Origin of the sequence: Cellulosimicrobium cellulans (genome assembly GCF_016921195.1) — a bacterium.
Lineage (GTDB): Bacteria > Actinomycetota > Actinomycetes > Actinomycetales > Cellulomonadaceae > Cellulosimicrobium > Cellulosimicrobium cellulans_F.
Genome location: NZ_JAFGYF010000006.1, coordinates 215699 through 229215, shown reverse-complemented (window position 1 = coordinate 229215; position 13517 = coordinate 215699). Strand labels below are relative to the sequence as shown.

The window sequence follows — 13517 nt, the reverse complement described above, 5'->3', positions numbered from 1 at the left end:
CCGGCCGGTGGAGCCGGGCCCTGGGGTCGGGAACCGAGCACGACGGAGCCCCGCCCGACGCGTCGGGCGGGGCTCCGTGAGGTGTCAGGCGGCCGTGCGCTCCGCGCGGTTCACGGCCGACACGATGGCCTTGAGCGAGGCGGTCGTGATCGACGGGTCGATGCCGACGCCCCACAGGACGTCGTCGCCCACCTGGCACTCGACGTAGGCCGCGGCGAGGGCGTCACCGCCCTCGGACAGGGCGTGCTCGGCGTAGTCGAGCACGCGGACGTCGACCCCCACCTGGGCGATCGCGTCGACGAAGGCCGCGACCGGGCCGTTGCCCGTGCCCTCCAGCGTCAGCTCCTCGCCGCGGTCGAGCACGTCGACGCTCAGCGTGTCCGGGCCGTCCTCGCTCGACGACGCGCGCGTGGAGCGCAGCTTGAGCCGACCCCACGGCTCCAGGCCGGAACCTGGCTCGACGGGCAGGTACTCGTCGGAGAAGATCCGCCAGATGTCCTCGCCCGTGACCTCGGTCCCGTGCGCGTCGGTGTGCTGCTGCACGGCCTGCGAGAACTCGATCTGCAGTCGGCGCGGCAGGTCGAGGTGGCGCTCCGACTTCAGCAGGTACGAGATGCCGCCCTTGCCGGACTGCGAGTTGACCCGGATGACGGCCTCGTAGGAGCGCCCGACGTCCTTGGGGTCGATCGGCAGGTACGGGACGGCCCAGACGAGGTCGTCGACCGTCCTGCCCTCGGCCTCGGCGTGGACGGCCATCGCGTCGAAGCCCTTCTTGATGGCGTCCTGGTGCGAGCCGGAGAACGCCGTGAAGACGAGGTCGCCCGCGTACGGGTGGCGCTCGGGCACAGCGAGCTGGTTGCAGTACTCGACGGTGCGACGCACGTGGTCGATGTCGGAGAAGTCGATCTGCGGGTCGACGCCCTGGCTGAACAGGTTCATGCCCAGCGTGACGAGGCACACGTTGCCGGTGCGCTCGCCGTTGCCGAACAGGCAGCCCTCGATGCGGTCGGCGCCCGCCTGGTAGCCCAGCTCGGCCGCGGCCACGGCCGTGCCGCGGTCGTTGTGCGGGTGCAGCGACAGGACGACGTTCTCGCGGTGGTTCAGGTGCCGGTTCATCCACTCGATCGAGTCGGCGTAGACGTTGGGCGTCGCCATCTCGACCGTCGCGGGCAGGTTGATGATGACCTTGCGGTCCGGGCGGGGCTCGAAGACCTCGAGCACCTCGTTGCAGATGCGCGCGGCGAACTCGAGCTCGGTCCCGGTGTACGACTCGGGCGAGTACTCGTAGTAGACGGTCGTCTCGGGGACCGTCTCCTCGAACTTCTTGCACAGCCGGGCGCCGTCGACGGCGATGGCGATGATGCCGTCCTCGTCCGAGCGGAACACGACCTCGCGCTGGAGCACCGACGTCGAGTTGTACAGGTGGACGATCGCCTGCTTCGCACCCTTGATCGCCTCGTAGGTGCGGGCGATGAGGTGCTCGCGCGACTGCGTCAGGACCTGGATGACGACGTCGTCGGGGATGCGGTCCTCCTCGATGAGCATCCGCACGAAGTCGAAGTCGGTCTGCGAGGCCGACGGGAAGCCGACCTCGATCTCCTTGTAGCCCATCTCGACGAGCAGCTCGAACATGCGCAGCTTGCGCTCCGCGTTCATGGGCTCGATGAGGGCCTGGTTGCCGTCGCGAAGGTCGACCGCGCACCAGCGGGGAGCGGTCTCGATGCGCTTGTCGGGCCACGTGCGGTCGGGCAGCGACACGTCGATCTGCCGGTGGAACGGCAGGTACTTGTGGATCGGCATGCCCGACGGCTGCTGCGGGTTCACGTCCGCGACGGTGGGCGTCGAGCTGGGGGCTGAGGCGTTCATCGTGGGTCCTTCGGGTCGTCCTGACGGGTGTCAGCCGGCACACCGACCACCGCGACGAGGGACCGGCTAGAGAGCCTCGCCGCGGCAACGAAGGAGGAGCGGCCGCATCAGGTGCACGACGCCACTGTACTCCTCCGCCGCGCGTGCCCCGGGGACGTCCGCTCCTCGGGCACGTCGTCGCGGGTACGCCCGCGACGGGACCGCTCCTCCCCGCGGCGGCCACGACGACGCCCGGTCACCTCGTGGGGAGGTGACCGGGCGTCGTCGGGTGTTCAGCGGCGCGAGCGCAGCGCCGCGTCGACGGCGGGGTCGCCGAGGTTGCCGAGCCACTCGAGCAGCGCCGGGTAGGTGGACGGGTTCGCCGCCACCTGCGGACGCAGGTGCGGCGCGTCCTGGACGATCTGCGCGAGGACCTCGAGCGGCGTGCTCGGATCGAGCGCCTGGGCGGCGGTGAAGCCGGGCACCTGGGCGGGCGGGGAGTACGACTGCGGCGGCTGCGCGGCCGGCTGCTGCCCGTAGCCCGTGCCGTAGCCCTGCTGCGCCTGCTGCGGGTGTCCCTGCTGAGCGTGCTGCTGGCCGTACCCCTGTGCGGGGTAGCCGGCGCCGGGCTGTGCGGTCGGCTGCGGACCGGTACCGGGCTGCCCCTCCTGGTACGCCGGCATGACCGCGGTCGACGGACCCTGGTCCGGGTCCAGCCCCGGGCGCGCCGCGTACCCGCTGCGCTCGGGCTCGACCGCCTGGACCGGGAGGACCTCGGTGGCGTCGCCACCCGCGGGTGCCCAGCGGCCCTGGTCGGGCTGCTGCGCGGCGACCGGACCGGTCTGCGCGGCACCCGGGTACCCCGTTCCGCCGTGCGGGGTCGCCGGGTAGGCCCCCGCAGGCTGCTGCCCCGCCACGGGGCCCGGGTGGGCGACGGGCGCCGGCCGGGCCGGCTTCGGGGCGGGCGGCTGCCACACGTACGCCTGCGCCGTCGCGCCGGCGGCGGCCGGCACCGGACGGTGCTCGGCGAAGTACGCGCGCACCTCGCGCGGGACGGTCAGGGCGCCGACGACGAGCAGCGGGAGACCGAACGCGAGGAGCACGTGCTCCACGCCGCCGCCGAACACGACCCGGTTGGACGTCACGACGAGCAGGACGATGCCCAGCAGGGCGACGACACCGGCACCGCCGAGGGCGAGCGGGCGACCCGACGTCGCGTCGCGCGCGAGCGAGCGGCGCGCGACGAACGCGACGGCCGCGGCGAGCACGCCCACCACGACGGCGAGCACGACCGGCACGCCGCGAGCGCCCTCGGCCAGCGTGAGCACGGCGGTCACGGCGACGTACCCGGCGACGACGAGCGCGAGGTCGAGGGCGTTCACGGCGACGCGCACCCAGGTCGTCACCGGGTCGGCGGCAGTCATCGCCCGGTGCACGGCGGGCGCGGCGGCGATCGCCGCGAGCGCCGGGACGAGCACGAGCCCGAACCGGCCGCCGTGCGTGCTCTCGATCGTGACGAGCCCGTTGTTGCCCGAGCCGAGCACGAACGCCACCGCGAGGATGACGCCCAGCCCGACGAGCGTGAGGCGCGCCGCCTCGGACCGGCGCCACGTGCCGTACGTCGGCAGCCCGGCGAGCGCGAGGACGAACAGCGCGGAGACGAGCACGAGCAGGACGAAGAGGGCGCCGCCGAAGCGGGTCCCCGTGACGGTGAGGACGACCGTGAGCAGGACGGTCACCGCGAGGACGGCGGCACCGACGAGGAGCGCCTGGAGCCACCGGCTCGTGACGGCGCGGTCCTGGTCCTGCGGGCCGAGCTCGCTCTGGCGCGGCTGCGCCGCGAGGAGCGCGCCCGCGAGCCCGAGCGCGGCCGCGGAGCCCACGCCGCCCCACCCGTCGCTGAAGTCGCCGCCCCCGACGACGTCGACGACGAGGTACACCCCGACGAGCAGGACGTACGGGGCGTTCGCGAGCAGGCGGACCTTCCGCGTGGTGTGCACGGTCCACGTCGCGGGCAGCACCCCGGTGCGCGCGAGGTACGGCAGCGCGAGGGTGAGCAGGGAGAGGATCGTCAGCAGGACGACCTCGATCTTGTCGGACGCGCGGCTCGCGGCGTCCCACGGCAGCGCGAGGGACACGAGCAGCAGGAGCGCGGCGACGCCGTCGCGCACGTAGTCGCTCACGGGGATCCCGGCGAAGGGAGACAGGGCGCCGGGTCCGTCCGGTGCCCCGCCCGTCGCCGTCGCCTCGCCGCCTTCCTCGCCGGTGGCCGCGTGCTCGGCCGTGGAGTCCCCGTCACCCACCGCGGCGCCCTCGGGCGCCGTGGTCGGCCCGGCGCCCGCAGCGCCGGGCTGCGGGTCCTCGGCCGGCTCTGTCTGGTTGGTCATCGTGCACTCCCTACGCTGTCGCGCCGTGCCGGACGCACGCACGCCGGGCCCAGGGCCCCGACCGTTTCTACCGGTTCATCACGTGCGTCTTCAAGCGCCCACGCGGCACGGTCCCCGATCCGGACCGGCTCAGGAGACGGCGGTCAGCCGGTCGGCGCCGAGGAGGAAGAGGCGTCCCTCGACCGCGACGACGTGGTACGTGTCCTCGGGCAGGGCCCAGCGCCACTCGACGGCCCCGTCGTCGAGCGCGATCGCCACGAGCCCCGGCCCCTCGGCACCTCGTTCGGTGACGTAGATCGACCTCCCGTCCGTGAGCACCGGTCCCGGACCGTCGTCGTCGAGCTCGACCGCCCAGGCCTCCTCGCCCGTGCGCGCGTCGACGCTGCGATAGGTCGAGTCCGTCTGGACGACGACCCGCCCGTCCACGCGGGCGACGGCCCGCAGGCCGGTCCCCGGCAGGGACCACAGCGCCGAGCCGGTCGCGGCGTCCACCCCGACGATGCTCCCGAACGTGTTCGTGACGAGCACGCCCGGCGCGGAGCCGTCGGAGAGCGGCGCCTCGAGGACCCGACCCTCGACACGGAAGGCCGGCTCGCCCGCCGCCGTGAACACGGTCGCCGTGCCGCGACCGTACTCGTTGCCCACGTAGCGCCCGTCCTGGAGCCGCACGATGGTCCACACGTCGTCCTCGACCAGGGCGCGTCCGTCCTCGGTGAGTGCGGCCGCGACCCCGGGAGCCAGGACGTCGACGACGCCGCGCCGGACGTCGAGCACGACGTCGCCCCCGCGGCCCAGCCCGTCGTGCTCGAGCGCGCGCTCCCAGCGCACCTCGCCCGTCGCGGCGTCCTCGCGCACGAGCGCGACCTCGTCGCCGCGCCACCAGGCGCGCACGACGTCGGCGGCGCCGATCGGCACGACGGACAGGCGGCCGGCGGTCTCGACCGTGCGGTCCCCGAGGACCTCTCCCGTCGCCGAGCGGACGGTGACGATCCGGGCAACCTGCTCGCGCCACCCCGTCGGGACGGCGCACACCACCACCTCCCGGGCGGGCTCGCCCGGTGCGGGCAGGCACGTCGCGCGGTCGCCGAGGAACTCGGACCGCCAGAGCACCGAGCCGTCCTCGACGGCGTACCCGGTGAGAGCGCCGTCGACCGTGACGACGGCGCCGACCGCCGGGACGAGCCCCGTCCCCGGCTCCACGGGGACCGTCCAGCGCGGCGCGGGAGGCTCGTCGAGCGGTCGCAGCCCGCCCGCGAGCGCCGTGACGTCGACGGGGCGGGCATCCTCCATCGAGGCCGTGAACGCCACGGATCCCGCGAGCGCCGCCGCCACCCCGACGGCGACCCACGGCACCGGGTGCGCGTACCAGGCGCGGCGCGGGGCCGCGTCCCGGTCGTCACCGCGGGGCGGCTCGTTCGGTGCGCCCGTCCGCGTGGTCGGTGCTCCGTGGTCGACGGGTGGGGACGCGGGACGGGCGTCCTCGCCGCCCGTCCCGCGAGAGGCGATGCCGGGAGCGCGCCGAGCCGTCCGGGTGCGCGGTCGCGTACCGGGGTCGGGCTCCGGTTCGACGTCGAACACGGCGTCGAAGCGGTCGTCGGTACGCAGCTCGGGCGGAAGGAGCTCGAAGCTGACGAAGCTCGCCGGTGCCCCGGCACCGTCCGTCGTCGGCTCGTGGGTCGTCTGCCCGGCACGAGCCGCCCGGTCCTGCGCGAGCCGACGGCGCCTCACGCCTCCACGATAGGCACGGGCCGACCGGCACGCCGCGCGAGCGCGCGGGTTCACCCGCCATGTCGCGTCCCCGGCACCACCGACGCGACGGCGTGTCGTCACCGGGGTCCGGGAGACGGGAGACCGGGACAGGCTCCGTCCGGCGCAGCTCGTGCGTCAGAGCGTCCAGCCGATACGCCCCTCCAGCGGACCGCCGCACGCTGCGGAACCTCCGACGCGGACCATCTCCACGGTTCTCTCGGTCTGGGCGAGGACGTTGCCGTCGTCGTCGAGCGCGCGGAGCCCGATCGGGTTCGTCGGGCCGAAGAGCGTGAGGGTCCAGGTGTCGCCGTCCCGCGACGTCGGGTCAGCGCGTTCTGCCGTGTCCGGACCCGTCGGCAGCGGCGGCCATTCCTCGTCGTCGCCGTCACGCAGCTGGAGGTGGGCCACTGCGGCGGTGTCCCCCGACAGCACGACCTCGAGAAGGCTGGAGTAGGCGATCGCCGGGCACTCTCGGCTACCCCCGGAGAGCCGTGACACCAGGAGAGCGACGACGACGAGAGCCCCGACCACGACGGCGGTCGTCCCGACCCAGACCGGCAGGCGCAGGCGCGGACGCCGAGCCGAGCCGGGCTGCTCCCCGACGTGCTGCTCCTCCATGAGAGTCCCTCGCTCGAGTCCTGTCACCCATCATGCACGGGGCGACACCGGGGTCGGGGGCAGGCCGCGCGCGGCGCGCCCTAGATGCCGAGCTGGTAGACGCCCCAGTACGCGAGGATCACGAGCAGGACGGCGGAGCCCGCGACGACGCACCACAGCATGACGCGAGTCGTCACGCCGCGTGCGACCCGCAGCGCCCCGGCCCGGTCGCCCTCGAGCGCTCCCGTGCCGGCCGCGTCGGCGCCGTCCGCCGCCGTGCGACGGGCGGCCCGGACCTCGGCCGAGCGGTTGATGAGCAGCGCCGCCGCGACGAGCGTGGCGAGGCCGACGAGCCGGACCCCCACCCAGCCGCCCTGCACGACCCACGCGTCCTTCTCGTAGTCGAGCGCGAGCCGGGCGACGGCGACGAGGTAGACGACGAGGGCCGCCGTCGTCCCGACCGCCCCCAGCCCGAGGCCCGCGAGCGGGACGCGGAAGCCGGGCGCCAGCCCGGCGGGCTCGCCCGGCCGCCCGGCGACGCGACGCAGCCGTCGGACGAGCCCGCCGACGAGCCCGACGAGCGGTCCGAGCACGAGCAGGCCGACCGCCCCGAGGACGAGCCCGACGAAGAGGTCCCCGTTGCCGAGCCAGCGCGGGGTGGGCACGGGCCCGGCGAGGTACTGCTGGTTCGGCTCGGCGCCGGCGATCTGCGGCAGCGCGGTCGCGCTGGCCGGCAGGGACGTGATCCACGCGCCGACGTCGCGCGGGAAGTCGGGGACGAGCACGTCGTCGATCTTGATCCCGTGGTTCGCGTCCTCGTAGAACCGGACCGTGACGTCGGCACCGCCGGACACCGACGACGGGCCGGTCGCGGCGAGGACCTGCTGCGCGCCCTGCTCGACCGGCATCGACGGGTCCGCGGTGCCGTAGACGACGAGGACCGGCTGGGTGAGCCGCTCGAGGAACGGCTCGACGTCGAAGTCGGCGTACTCGAACCCTCCACCCGGGATCGCCATGCCCACCGCGCGCGGGATCGCCCGGAACACGCCGTGCGGGACGTCGGTGTTGCGCAGGTAGCTGTCGACCGCGAACGCCGCCTGCTGGCGGGGCGGCACGACCGGGGCGGACACGAGGACGGAGAACGCGATCGTCGGGTCCTCGACCGCCATGACGGGCACGATCCACGTGCCCTCCGACTCCCCGTACAGGCCGACCCGGTCCGGGTCGACACCCGGTCGTGCCCGCAGGAGGTTCACGGAGTGCTCGTAGTCGCGTGCCATGGCCTCGTAGTCGCGGTGGCGCGTCGTGTACGTGTCCAGGCGCTTGTCCGGGACGAGCGTGACGACGCCCGCGCTCGCGAGGTCGGCCGCGACGTCGACGAAGGCCTCCGTCGCGAGGCCCGTGCCCGCCCCGTGCACGAACACCACGCCCGGGAGGCCGTCCCCGGCGTCGACGGGCTCGCGCAGGATGCCGCCGACCGTCGCGCCGTCGAGCCGGATCGTCACGTCCGTCTCGCGCACGTCGTACGTGCCGACCGGAGCAGCGCCGCCGGGTGGCTGACCGCCGATCGTCGTGTCGGGCGTCGCGGGCTCCAGGTGCTCGGTCACGGGCACCGGGTCCCACTGCGGTCCCGTGACCGCCCCGACGATCGCGAGGACGATCGCGAGGGCGGCGGTGGTCGCGGCGGTCCGGAAGATCACCGGGGAATCGTACGTCGCGCCCCGGACGCGGGTCCCTGGTGCCGCCCCGACGACCGGAGGGGGGCTCTCCCCCGCGTCGTCGGGCGCCTCAGAACCCGAGGCGGTGGAGCTGCTTGGGGTCGCGCTGCCAGTCCTTGGCGACCTTGACGTGCAGGTCGAGGTAGACCCGGGCCCCCAGGAGCGCCTCGATGCCGTGCCGGGCGCGCGTCCCGACCTCGCGCAGGCGCGAGCCGCCCCGGCCGATGACGATCGCCTTCTGCGAGTCGCGCTCGACGAAGAGGTTGACCCGCACGTCGAGCAGCGGCGGGCGGCCCGTCGCCTCGTCCCCGCTGCCCTCGCGGGGAACGATCTCCTCGACCTGGACGGCGAGGGAGTGCGGGAGCTCGTCGCGCACGCCCTCGAGCGCGGCCTCGCGCACGAGCTCGGCGACCATCACGGCCTCGGGCTCGTCCGTGAGCTCACCGCCCGGGTAGAGCTCCGGGCCCTCGGGCAGGTGGGACACGAGGACGTCGGTGAGCACGTCGACCTGGTACCCGTCCTGCGCCGAGACGGGCACGATGTCCGCCCAGCCGCCCGCCGTCTCCCCCAGCCGGTCCACGGCGAGCAGGTGCGCGGCGAGCGTGCCGCGGTCCACGAGGTCCGCCTTCGTCACGACCGCGACCACGGGCGTGCCGCGGCGCCCGCGCATGAGCTCGGCGAGCTCGTTCGCGATGAACCGGTCGCCCGGGCCGATCTTCTGGTCGGCGGGCAGGCAGAACGCGATGACGTCGACCTCGGTGAGCGTCTCGCGCACGAGGTCGTTGAGGCGCTCGCCGAGCAGGGTGCGAGGCCGGTGCAGGCCCGGGGTGTCGACGAGCACGAGCTGCGCGTCGGGCCGGTGCACGATCCCGCGGATCGTGTGGCGCGTCGTCTGCGGGCGCCCGGACGTGATGGCGACCTTCTGCCCGACGAGCGCGTTGGTCAAGGTCGACTTGCCGGCGTTGGGCCGCCCGACCAGGCAGGCGAATCCGGAGCGGTGCTCGGGGGTGGTCGTGCTCACGGGGTGTCCTTCGCGGTCGGGAGGGAGGGTCGGGTGTCGGCCGGGGTCTCCGGCTCGTCGGGCGTCGCGGTCGTCGCGGTCGCTGGGGGCGCTGCGGGCTGGGCAGCGTGGGAGACGAGGACGGTCGCGAGCTGCTTGCGCCGCCCCTGGACGCGGTCCGCCTCGACCCGCAGGCCGTGGACGTCGGCCACGGAGCCGGGCAGCGGGACCTTGCCGAGCGCCTTGGCGAGCAGCCCGCCGACGGTGTCCACGTCGTCGTCGTCCAGGTCGAGGCCGAAGAGCTCGCCGAGCTCGTCGACGCCGAGCCGCGCGGGGACGCGCAGCACGCCCTCGCCGAGGTCCTCGACCTCGGGCTCGGGGCGGTCGTGCTCGTCGGTCAGCTCGCCGACGATCTCCTCGAGCGCGTCCTCGATGGTCACGAGCCCGGCGATGCCGCCGTACTCGTCGACGACCATCGCGATGTGCGAGGACGACGCCTGCATCTCGCGCAGGAGGTCGTCCACGGGCTTGGACTCGGGCACGAAGATCGCGGCGCGCGCGACCTCGCCCACGGGTCGCGCGTCCGTGCCCGGGCCGCCCTGGAGGACGCGCACGACGTCCTTGAAGTAGGCGACGCCGACGAGGTCGTCCGCGGACGTGCCCGTCACGGGGATGCGGGAGAAGCCGGAGCGCAGGAACAGCGAGAGCGTCTTGCGCAGCGGCGTGTCGCGGCCCGTGGTGATCATGTCCGTGCGCGGGACCATGACCTCGCGCGTGAGCGTGCTCCCGAGCTCGAACACGGAACGGATGAGCTCGCGCTCCTCGTCCTCGATGACCTCGGACTCGTTGACGCGGTCCACCATGTCCTGCAGCTCGCGCTCGTGCGCGCCGGAGTCCGGCGCGGGCGCGAGGCGCGTGAGCCACCGGGTCGCGGCGACGACCCCGGTGAGGAGGGCCGAGAGGGCGAGCAGGACGCGGACGGCGTGCCGGCGACCCAGCGACCGCGGGCTGACGCGCACGACGAGGAGCCCGACGACGACGCTCACGGCGAGCGCGACGAGCAGGACCTGCCACCACGGCTCGAGCCACGCGGCGACGAGCAGCGTGAGGCACGTGATCGCGGCGACCTCGGCGACGACACGCACGAAGCCGACGGAACGTGCGGTCGCGGCCGGGTCTGCGAGCAGGACGAGCGCGCGACGCCCCGAGGGTCGCGGCGTCGTGGTCAGGTCGTCGCCGCCGGCCTCGCTCACCGCCGCGCGCGTCACGCGCAGCACCGCCGCCTCGCCGGCGCTCAGCGCTGCGGCGAGCACGACCGTGAGGACGGTCAGGACCGCCAGGAGCGCGACGGGTTCGCCGCTCACCGGCCGGCGAGGAAGGTCAGGAGCAGCTTGCGCTGCAGCGCGAACATCTCCTTCTCCTCCTCCGGCTCGGCGTGGTCGTAGCCGAGCAGGTGCAGGATGCCGTGCGTCGTGAGCAGCAGCATCTCCTCCGCCGTCGAGTGCCCGGCGGTGACCGCCTGCTGCGCGGCGACCTCGGGACACAGCACGACGTCGCCCAGCTGACCCGGGCCGGACACCTCGCCGTCGCGGCCGGGCCGCAGCTCGTCCATGGGGAAGGAGAGCACGTCGGTCGGGCCGGGCTCGTCCATCCAGCGCACGTGCAGCTCGGTCATGACGTCGGTGTCGACGAAGAGGATCGACAGCTCGCTCTGCGGGTGCACGCGCATCGCGTCGAGCACGTAGCGCGCGAGCGCCGCGAACTCGGCCTCGTCGACCTCGGTCTCGGTCTCGTTGTTGACCTCGATGCTCACGCGTCGTCCCTCGTCCGTCGGTCCCTGCCCGCGGGGCGTCCGCGGCGCTCGTCGTCGCGGCGGCGCGGCCCGCCGTCGCTCCCTCGTCGGGTGCCGGCGCCTGTCCCGGACCCGGTCGCGACGTCCCACCGCGCGTACGCGTCGATGATCTCGCTCACGAGCCGGTGACGCACCACGTCCGACGACGTGAGGCGGCAGAACTCGACGTCGTCCACGCCCGTCAGGACGTCCTCGATCACGCGCAGCCCGGACTGGGTGCCGCCGGGCAGGTCGACCTGCGTCGCGTCGCCCGTGATGACCATGCGCGACCCGAAGCCGAGGCGCGTGAGGAACATCTTCATCTGCTCGGTCGTCGTGTTCTGCGCCTCGTCGAGGATGATGAACGAGTCGTTCAGGCTCCGGCCGCGCATGAAGGCCAGCGGGGCGACCTCGATCGTGCCCGCCTCGATGAGCTTGGGGATCGAGTCGGGGTCGATCATGTCGTGCAGCGCGTCGTACAGCGGGCGCAGGTACGGGTCGATCTTCTCCGTGAGCGACCCGGGCAGGAACCCGAGCCGCTCCCCCGCCTCGACGGCGGGGCGCGTGAGGATGATCCGGTTGACCTGCTTGGACTGCAGCGCCTGGACGGCCTTGGCCATCGCGAGGTACGTCTTGCCGGTGCCCGCGGGTCCGATGCCGAACGTGATCGTGTTGGCGTCGATCGCCTCGACGTAGCGCTTCTGCCCGACGGTCTTGGGCCGGATCGTGCGCCCGCGGCTCGACAGGATGTTGAGCGTCAGCACCTCGGCCGGGCGCGACGCCGTCGCGGCCGTGAGCATCGCGATGGAGCGCGACACGACGTCGGCGGTGAGCTGCGTGCCGGCCTCGACGACCTCGACGAGCTCGTCGAGCAGGCGCGAGGCGAGCGCGACGTCCCCCGGAGGGCCGGAGACCGCGATCTCGTTGCCGCGCACGTGGACGTCGACCGAGCCGAACCCCTCCTCGACGGCCCGGAGCACGGAGTCGCGGCTGCCGAGGAGCGCCACCATCGGCACGTGGTTCGGGATGACGATGCGGTGCTCGACCCGGTGCGGCTGGGGGTCGGGTTCTCGGGACGGAGAGGTCATGAGCCGGCTTGCGCCGCTGCGCTCCTTCGGTCGGACGGTAGTGCCGGGGCCGCCAGTGCCCCGCAGATCGCCACCATCGTACCGAGCGCGCTCGGGCCCCACACGTCCTTTCGCGCAGGGCTCAGGCGGGCGTCCACCCGAGCTCGGCGCCCGCGATGACGTGCCCGTGCACGTGGAACACGCTCTGCCCGGCGCGCGGGCCGGAGTTGAAGATGAGGCGGAACTGGCCGTCGGCCTGGTCGCCCGCGACCTCGTCGGCGAGCGCGACGACGTCGCTCAGCAGCTCCGGGTCGGCGGCCGCGAGCTGGGCGATGTCCCCGTGGTGGTCGCGCGGCACGACGAGCACGTGCACGGGGGCCTGGGGGTCGATGTCCCGGAAGGCGATCGAGCGCTCGCTCGTCGCCACGACGTCGGCGGGGAGCTCGCCCGCGACGATGCGGCAGAAGAGGCAGTCCGGGTCCGTGCGTGCGTCGGTGCTCGTCATGCCCCCGAGGCTAGTCCAGGCGCGGCCGCCACGCCCCAGCGGCCGAGTCGCTCGGCGAGCAGCGCGACGGCGACAGGCCCGGCGGTCGAGGTGCGCAGCACGTGCGGCCCCAGCCGCGCCGCGACCGCGCCGGCGGCGGTGAGGTCGGCGACCTCGCGGTCGGAGATCCCGCCCTCCGGGCCGACGACGACCAGGACCTCGGGCGCCGGCCCGCCGTCCGCCGTCGCACCGTGGGGCAGCGCGACGTCGGCGAGCGGCGTCGCCGCCTCCTCGTGCAGCACGATCGCGCACCCGCCGGTCGCGACGACGTCGGCCACCCGCGCCGCGAGGCCGCGCGAGTCGAGGGCCACCTCCACGTGCGGCAGGCGCGCGCGCCGCGCCTGCTTCGTCGCGGTGCGGACGGTCGCGAGCCAGCGGGCGCGGGACTTCGCGGCGCGCTCGCCCCGCCACACGACGACGGAGCGCTCCGCCTGCCACGGGACCACGACGTCGACCCCGATCTCGGTCGCCGCCTCGATCGCCATCTCGTCGCGGTCGCCCTTGGCGAGCGCCTGCACGAGCGTCACGACGACGGCGGGCGCGGGCTCGCGGTCGACCTCCTGGACGAGCAGGGTGACGCGGCCCGCGTCGGCGTGCTCGACGACGCAGCGCAGCCGCAGCCCGTCCCCGTCCACGACGTCGACCCGCTCGCCCGCCCCGCGGCGTTGGACGACGCCCGCGTGGCGGCCCTCCGCACCGTCGAGGACGTAGCGGTCGCCGGGCGCGACGGCGTCGAGCCCGGTCTCGGCGAGGAACACCGGAGCACTCATGCGCGCGCC

The 13517-nt window shown here is 74.4% G+C and carries 11 protein-coding genes; all 11 read right to left on the bottom strand.

The window, feature by feature from the left end; translation table 11 throughout:
* Nucleotides 1–84: 84 nt before the first annotated feature.
* The 11 genes from leuA to JN535_RS14215 all read right to left on the bottom strand — a co-directional run bounded on the left by leuA (nt 85) and on the right by JN535_RS14215 (nt 13508).
* Entirely contained in the window at nt 85–1866 is a 1782-nt protein-coding gene (leuA, locus tag JN535_RS14265; protein ID WP_205206194.1) for a 2-isopropylmalate synthase, read from the bottom strand.
* A gap of 272 nt (nt 1867–2138) precedes the next feature.
* A complete protein-coding gene (locus JN535_RS14260) occupies nt 2139–4232 on the bottom strand; it encodes a DUF7937 domain-containing protein (protein ID WP_205206193.1) in 2094 nt (697 codons plus the stop codon).
* Nucleotides 4233–4361: 129 nt separating this feature from the next.
* A complete protein-coding gene (locus JN535_RS14255; RefSeq protein ID WP_205206192.1) occupies nt 4362–5960 on the bottom strand; it encodes an outer membrane protein assembly factor BamB family protein in 1599 nt (532 codons plus the stop codon).
* A gap of 156 nt (nt 5961–6116) precedes the next feature.
* On the bottom strand, nt 6117–6599 hold the full coding sequence (locus JN535_RS14250) for a hypothetical protein (RefSeq protein WP_205206191.1): 483 nt from the start codon (nt 6597–6599) through the stop codon (nt 6117–6119).
* 80 nt (nt 6600–6679) lie between these two features.
* A complete protein-coding gene (locus tag JN535_RS14245) occupies nt 6680–8278 on the bottom strand; it encodes an alpha/beta hydrolase family protein (protein WP_205206190.1) in 1599 nt (532 codons plus the stop codon).
* A gap of 88 nt (nt 8279–8366) precedes the next feature.
* Nucleotides 8367–9317, bottom strand: coding sequence for a GTPase Era (gene era, locus JN535_RS14240; RefSeq protein WP_043651768.1), 951 nt, complete (start codon nt 9315–9317; stop codon nt 8367–8369).
* Nucleotides 9314–10660, bottom strand: coding sequence for a hemolysin family protein (locus tag JN535_RS14235; RefSeq protein ID WP_205206189.1), 1347 nt, complete (start codon nt 10658–10660; stop codon nt 9314–9316). The genes era and JN535_RS14235 overlap by 4 nt, the downstream gene beginning before the upstream one ends.
* Complete coding sequence (gene ybeY, locus JN535_RS14230) at nt 10657–11109, bottom strand: rRNA maturation RNase YbeY (RefSeq protein WP_141390808.1); 453 nt, start codon at nt 11107–11109, stop codon at nt 10657–10659. The genes JN535_RS14235 and ybeY overlap by 4 nt, the downstream gene beginning before the upstream one ends.
* The gene (locus JN535_RS14225; RefSeq protein ID WP_205206188.1) at nt 11106–12215 is read right to left on the bottom strand and encodes a PhoH family protein; all 1110 of its coding nucleotides are present in this window, start codon (nt 12213–12215) and stop codon (nt 11106–11108) included. The genes ybeY and JN535_RS14225 overlap by 4 nt, the downstream gene beginning before the upstream one ends.
* 121 nt (nt 12216–12336) lie before the next feature.
* Nucleotides 12337–12699: an HIT domain-containing protein gene (locus tag JN535_RS14220; protein WP_047232993.1), complete on the bottom strand. Its 363-nt coding sequence runs from the start codon at nt 12697–12699 to the stop codon at nt 12337–12339.
* Entirely contained in the window at nt 12696–13508 is an 813-nt protein-coding gene (locus tag JN535_RS14215; RefSeq protein ID WP_205206187.1) for a 16S rRNA (uracil(1498)-N(3))-methyltransferase, read from the bottom strand. Before JN535_RS14215 ends, JN535_RS14220 begins: the two co-directional genes overlap by 4 nt.
* Between the last annotated feature and the right edge of the window lie 9 nt (nt 13509–13517).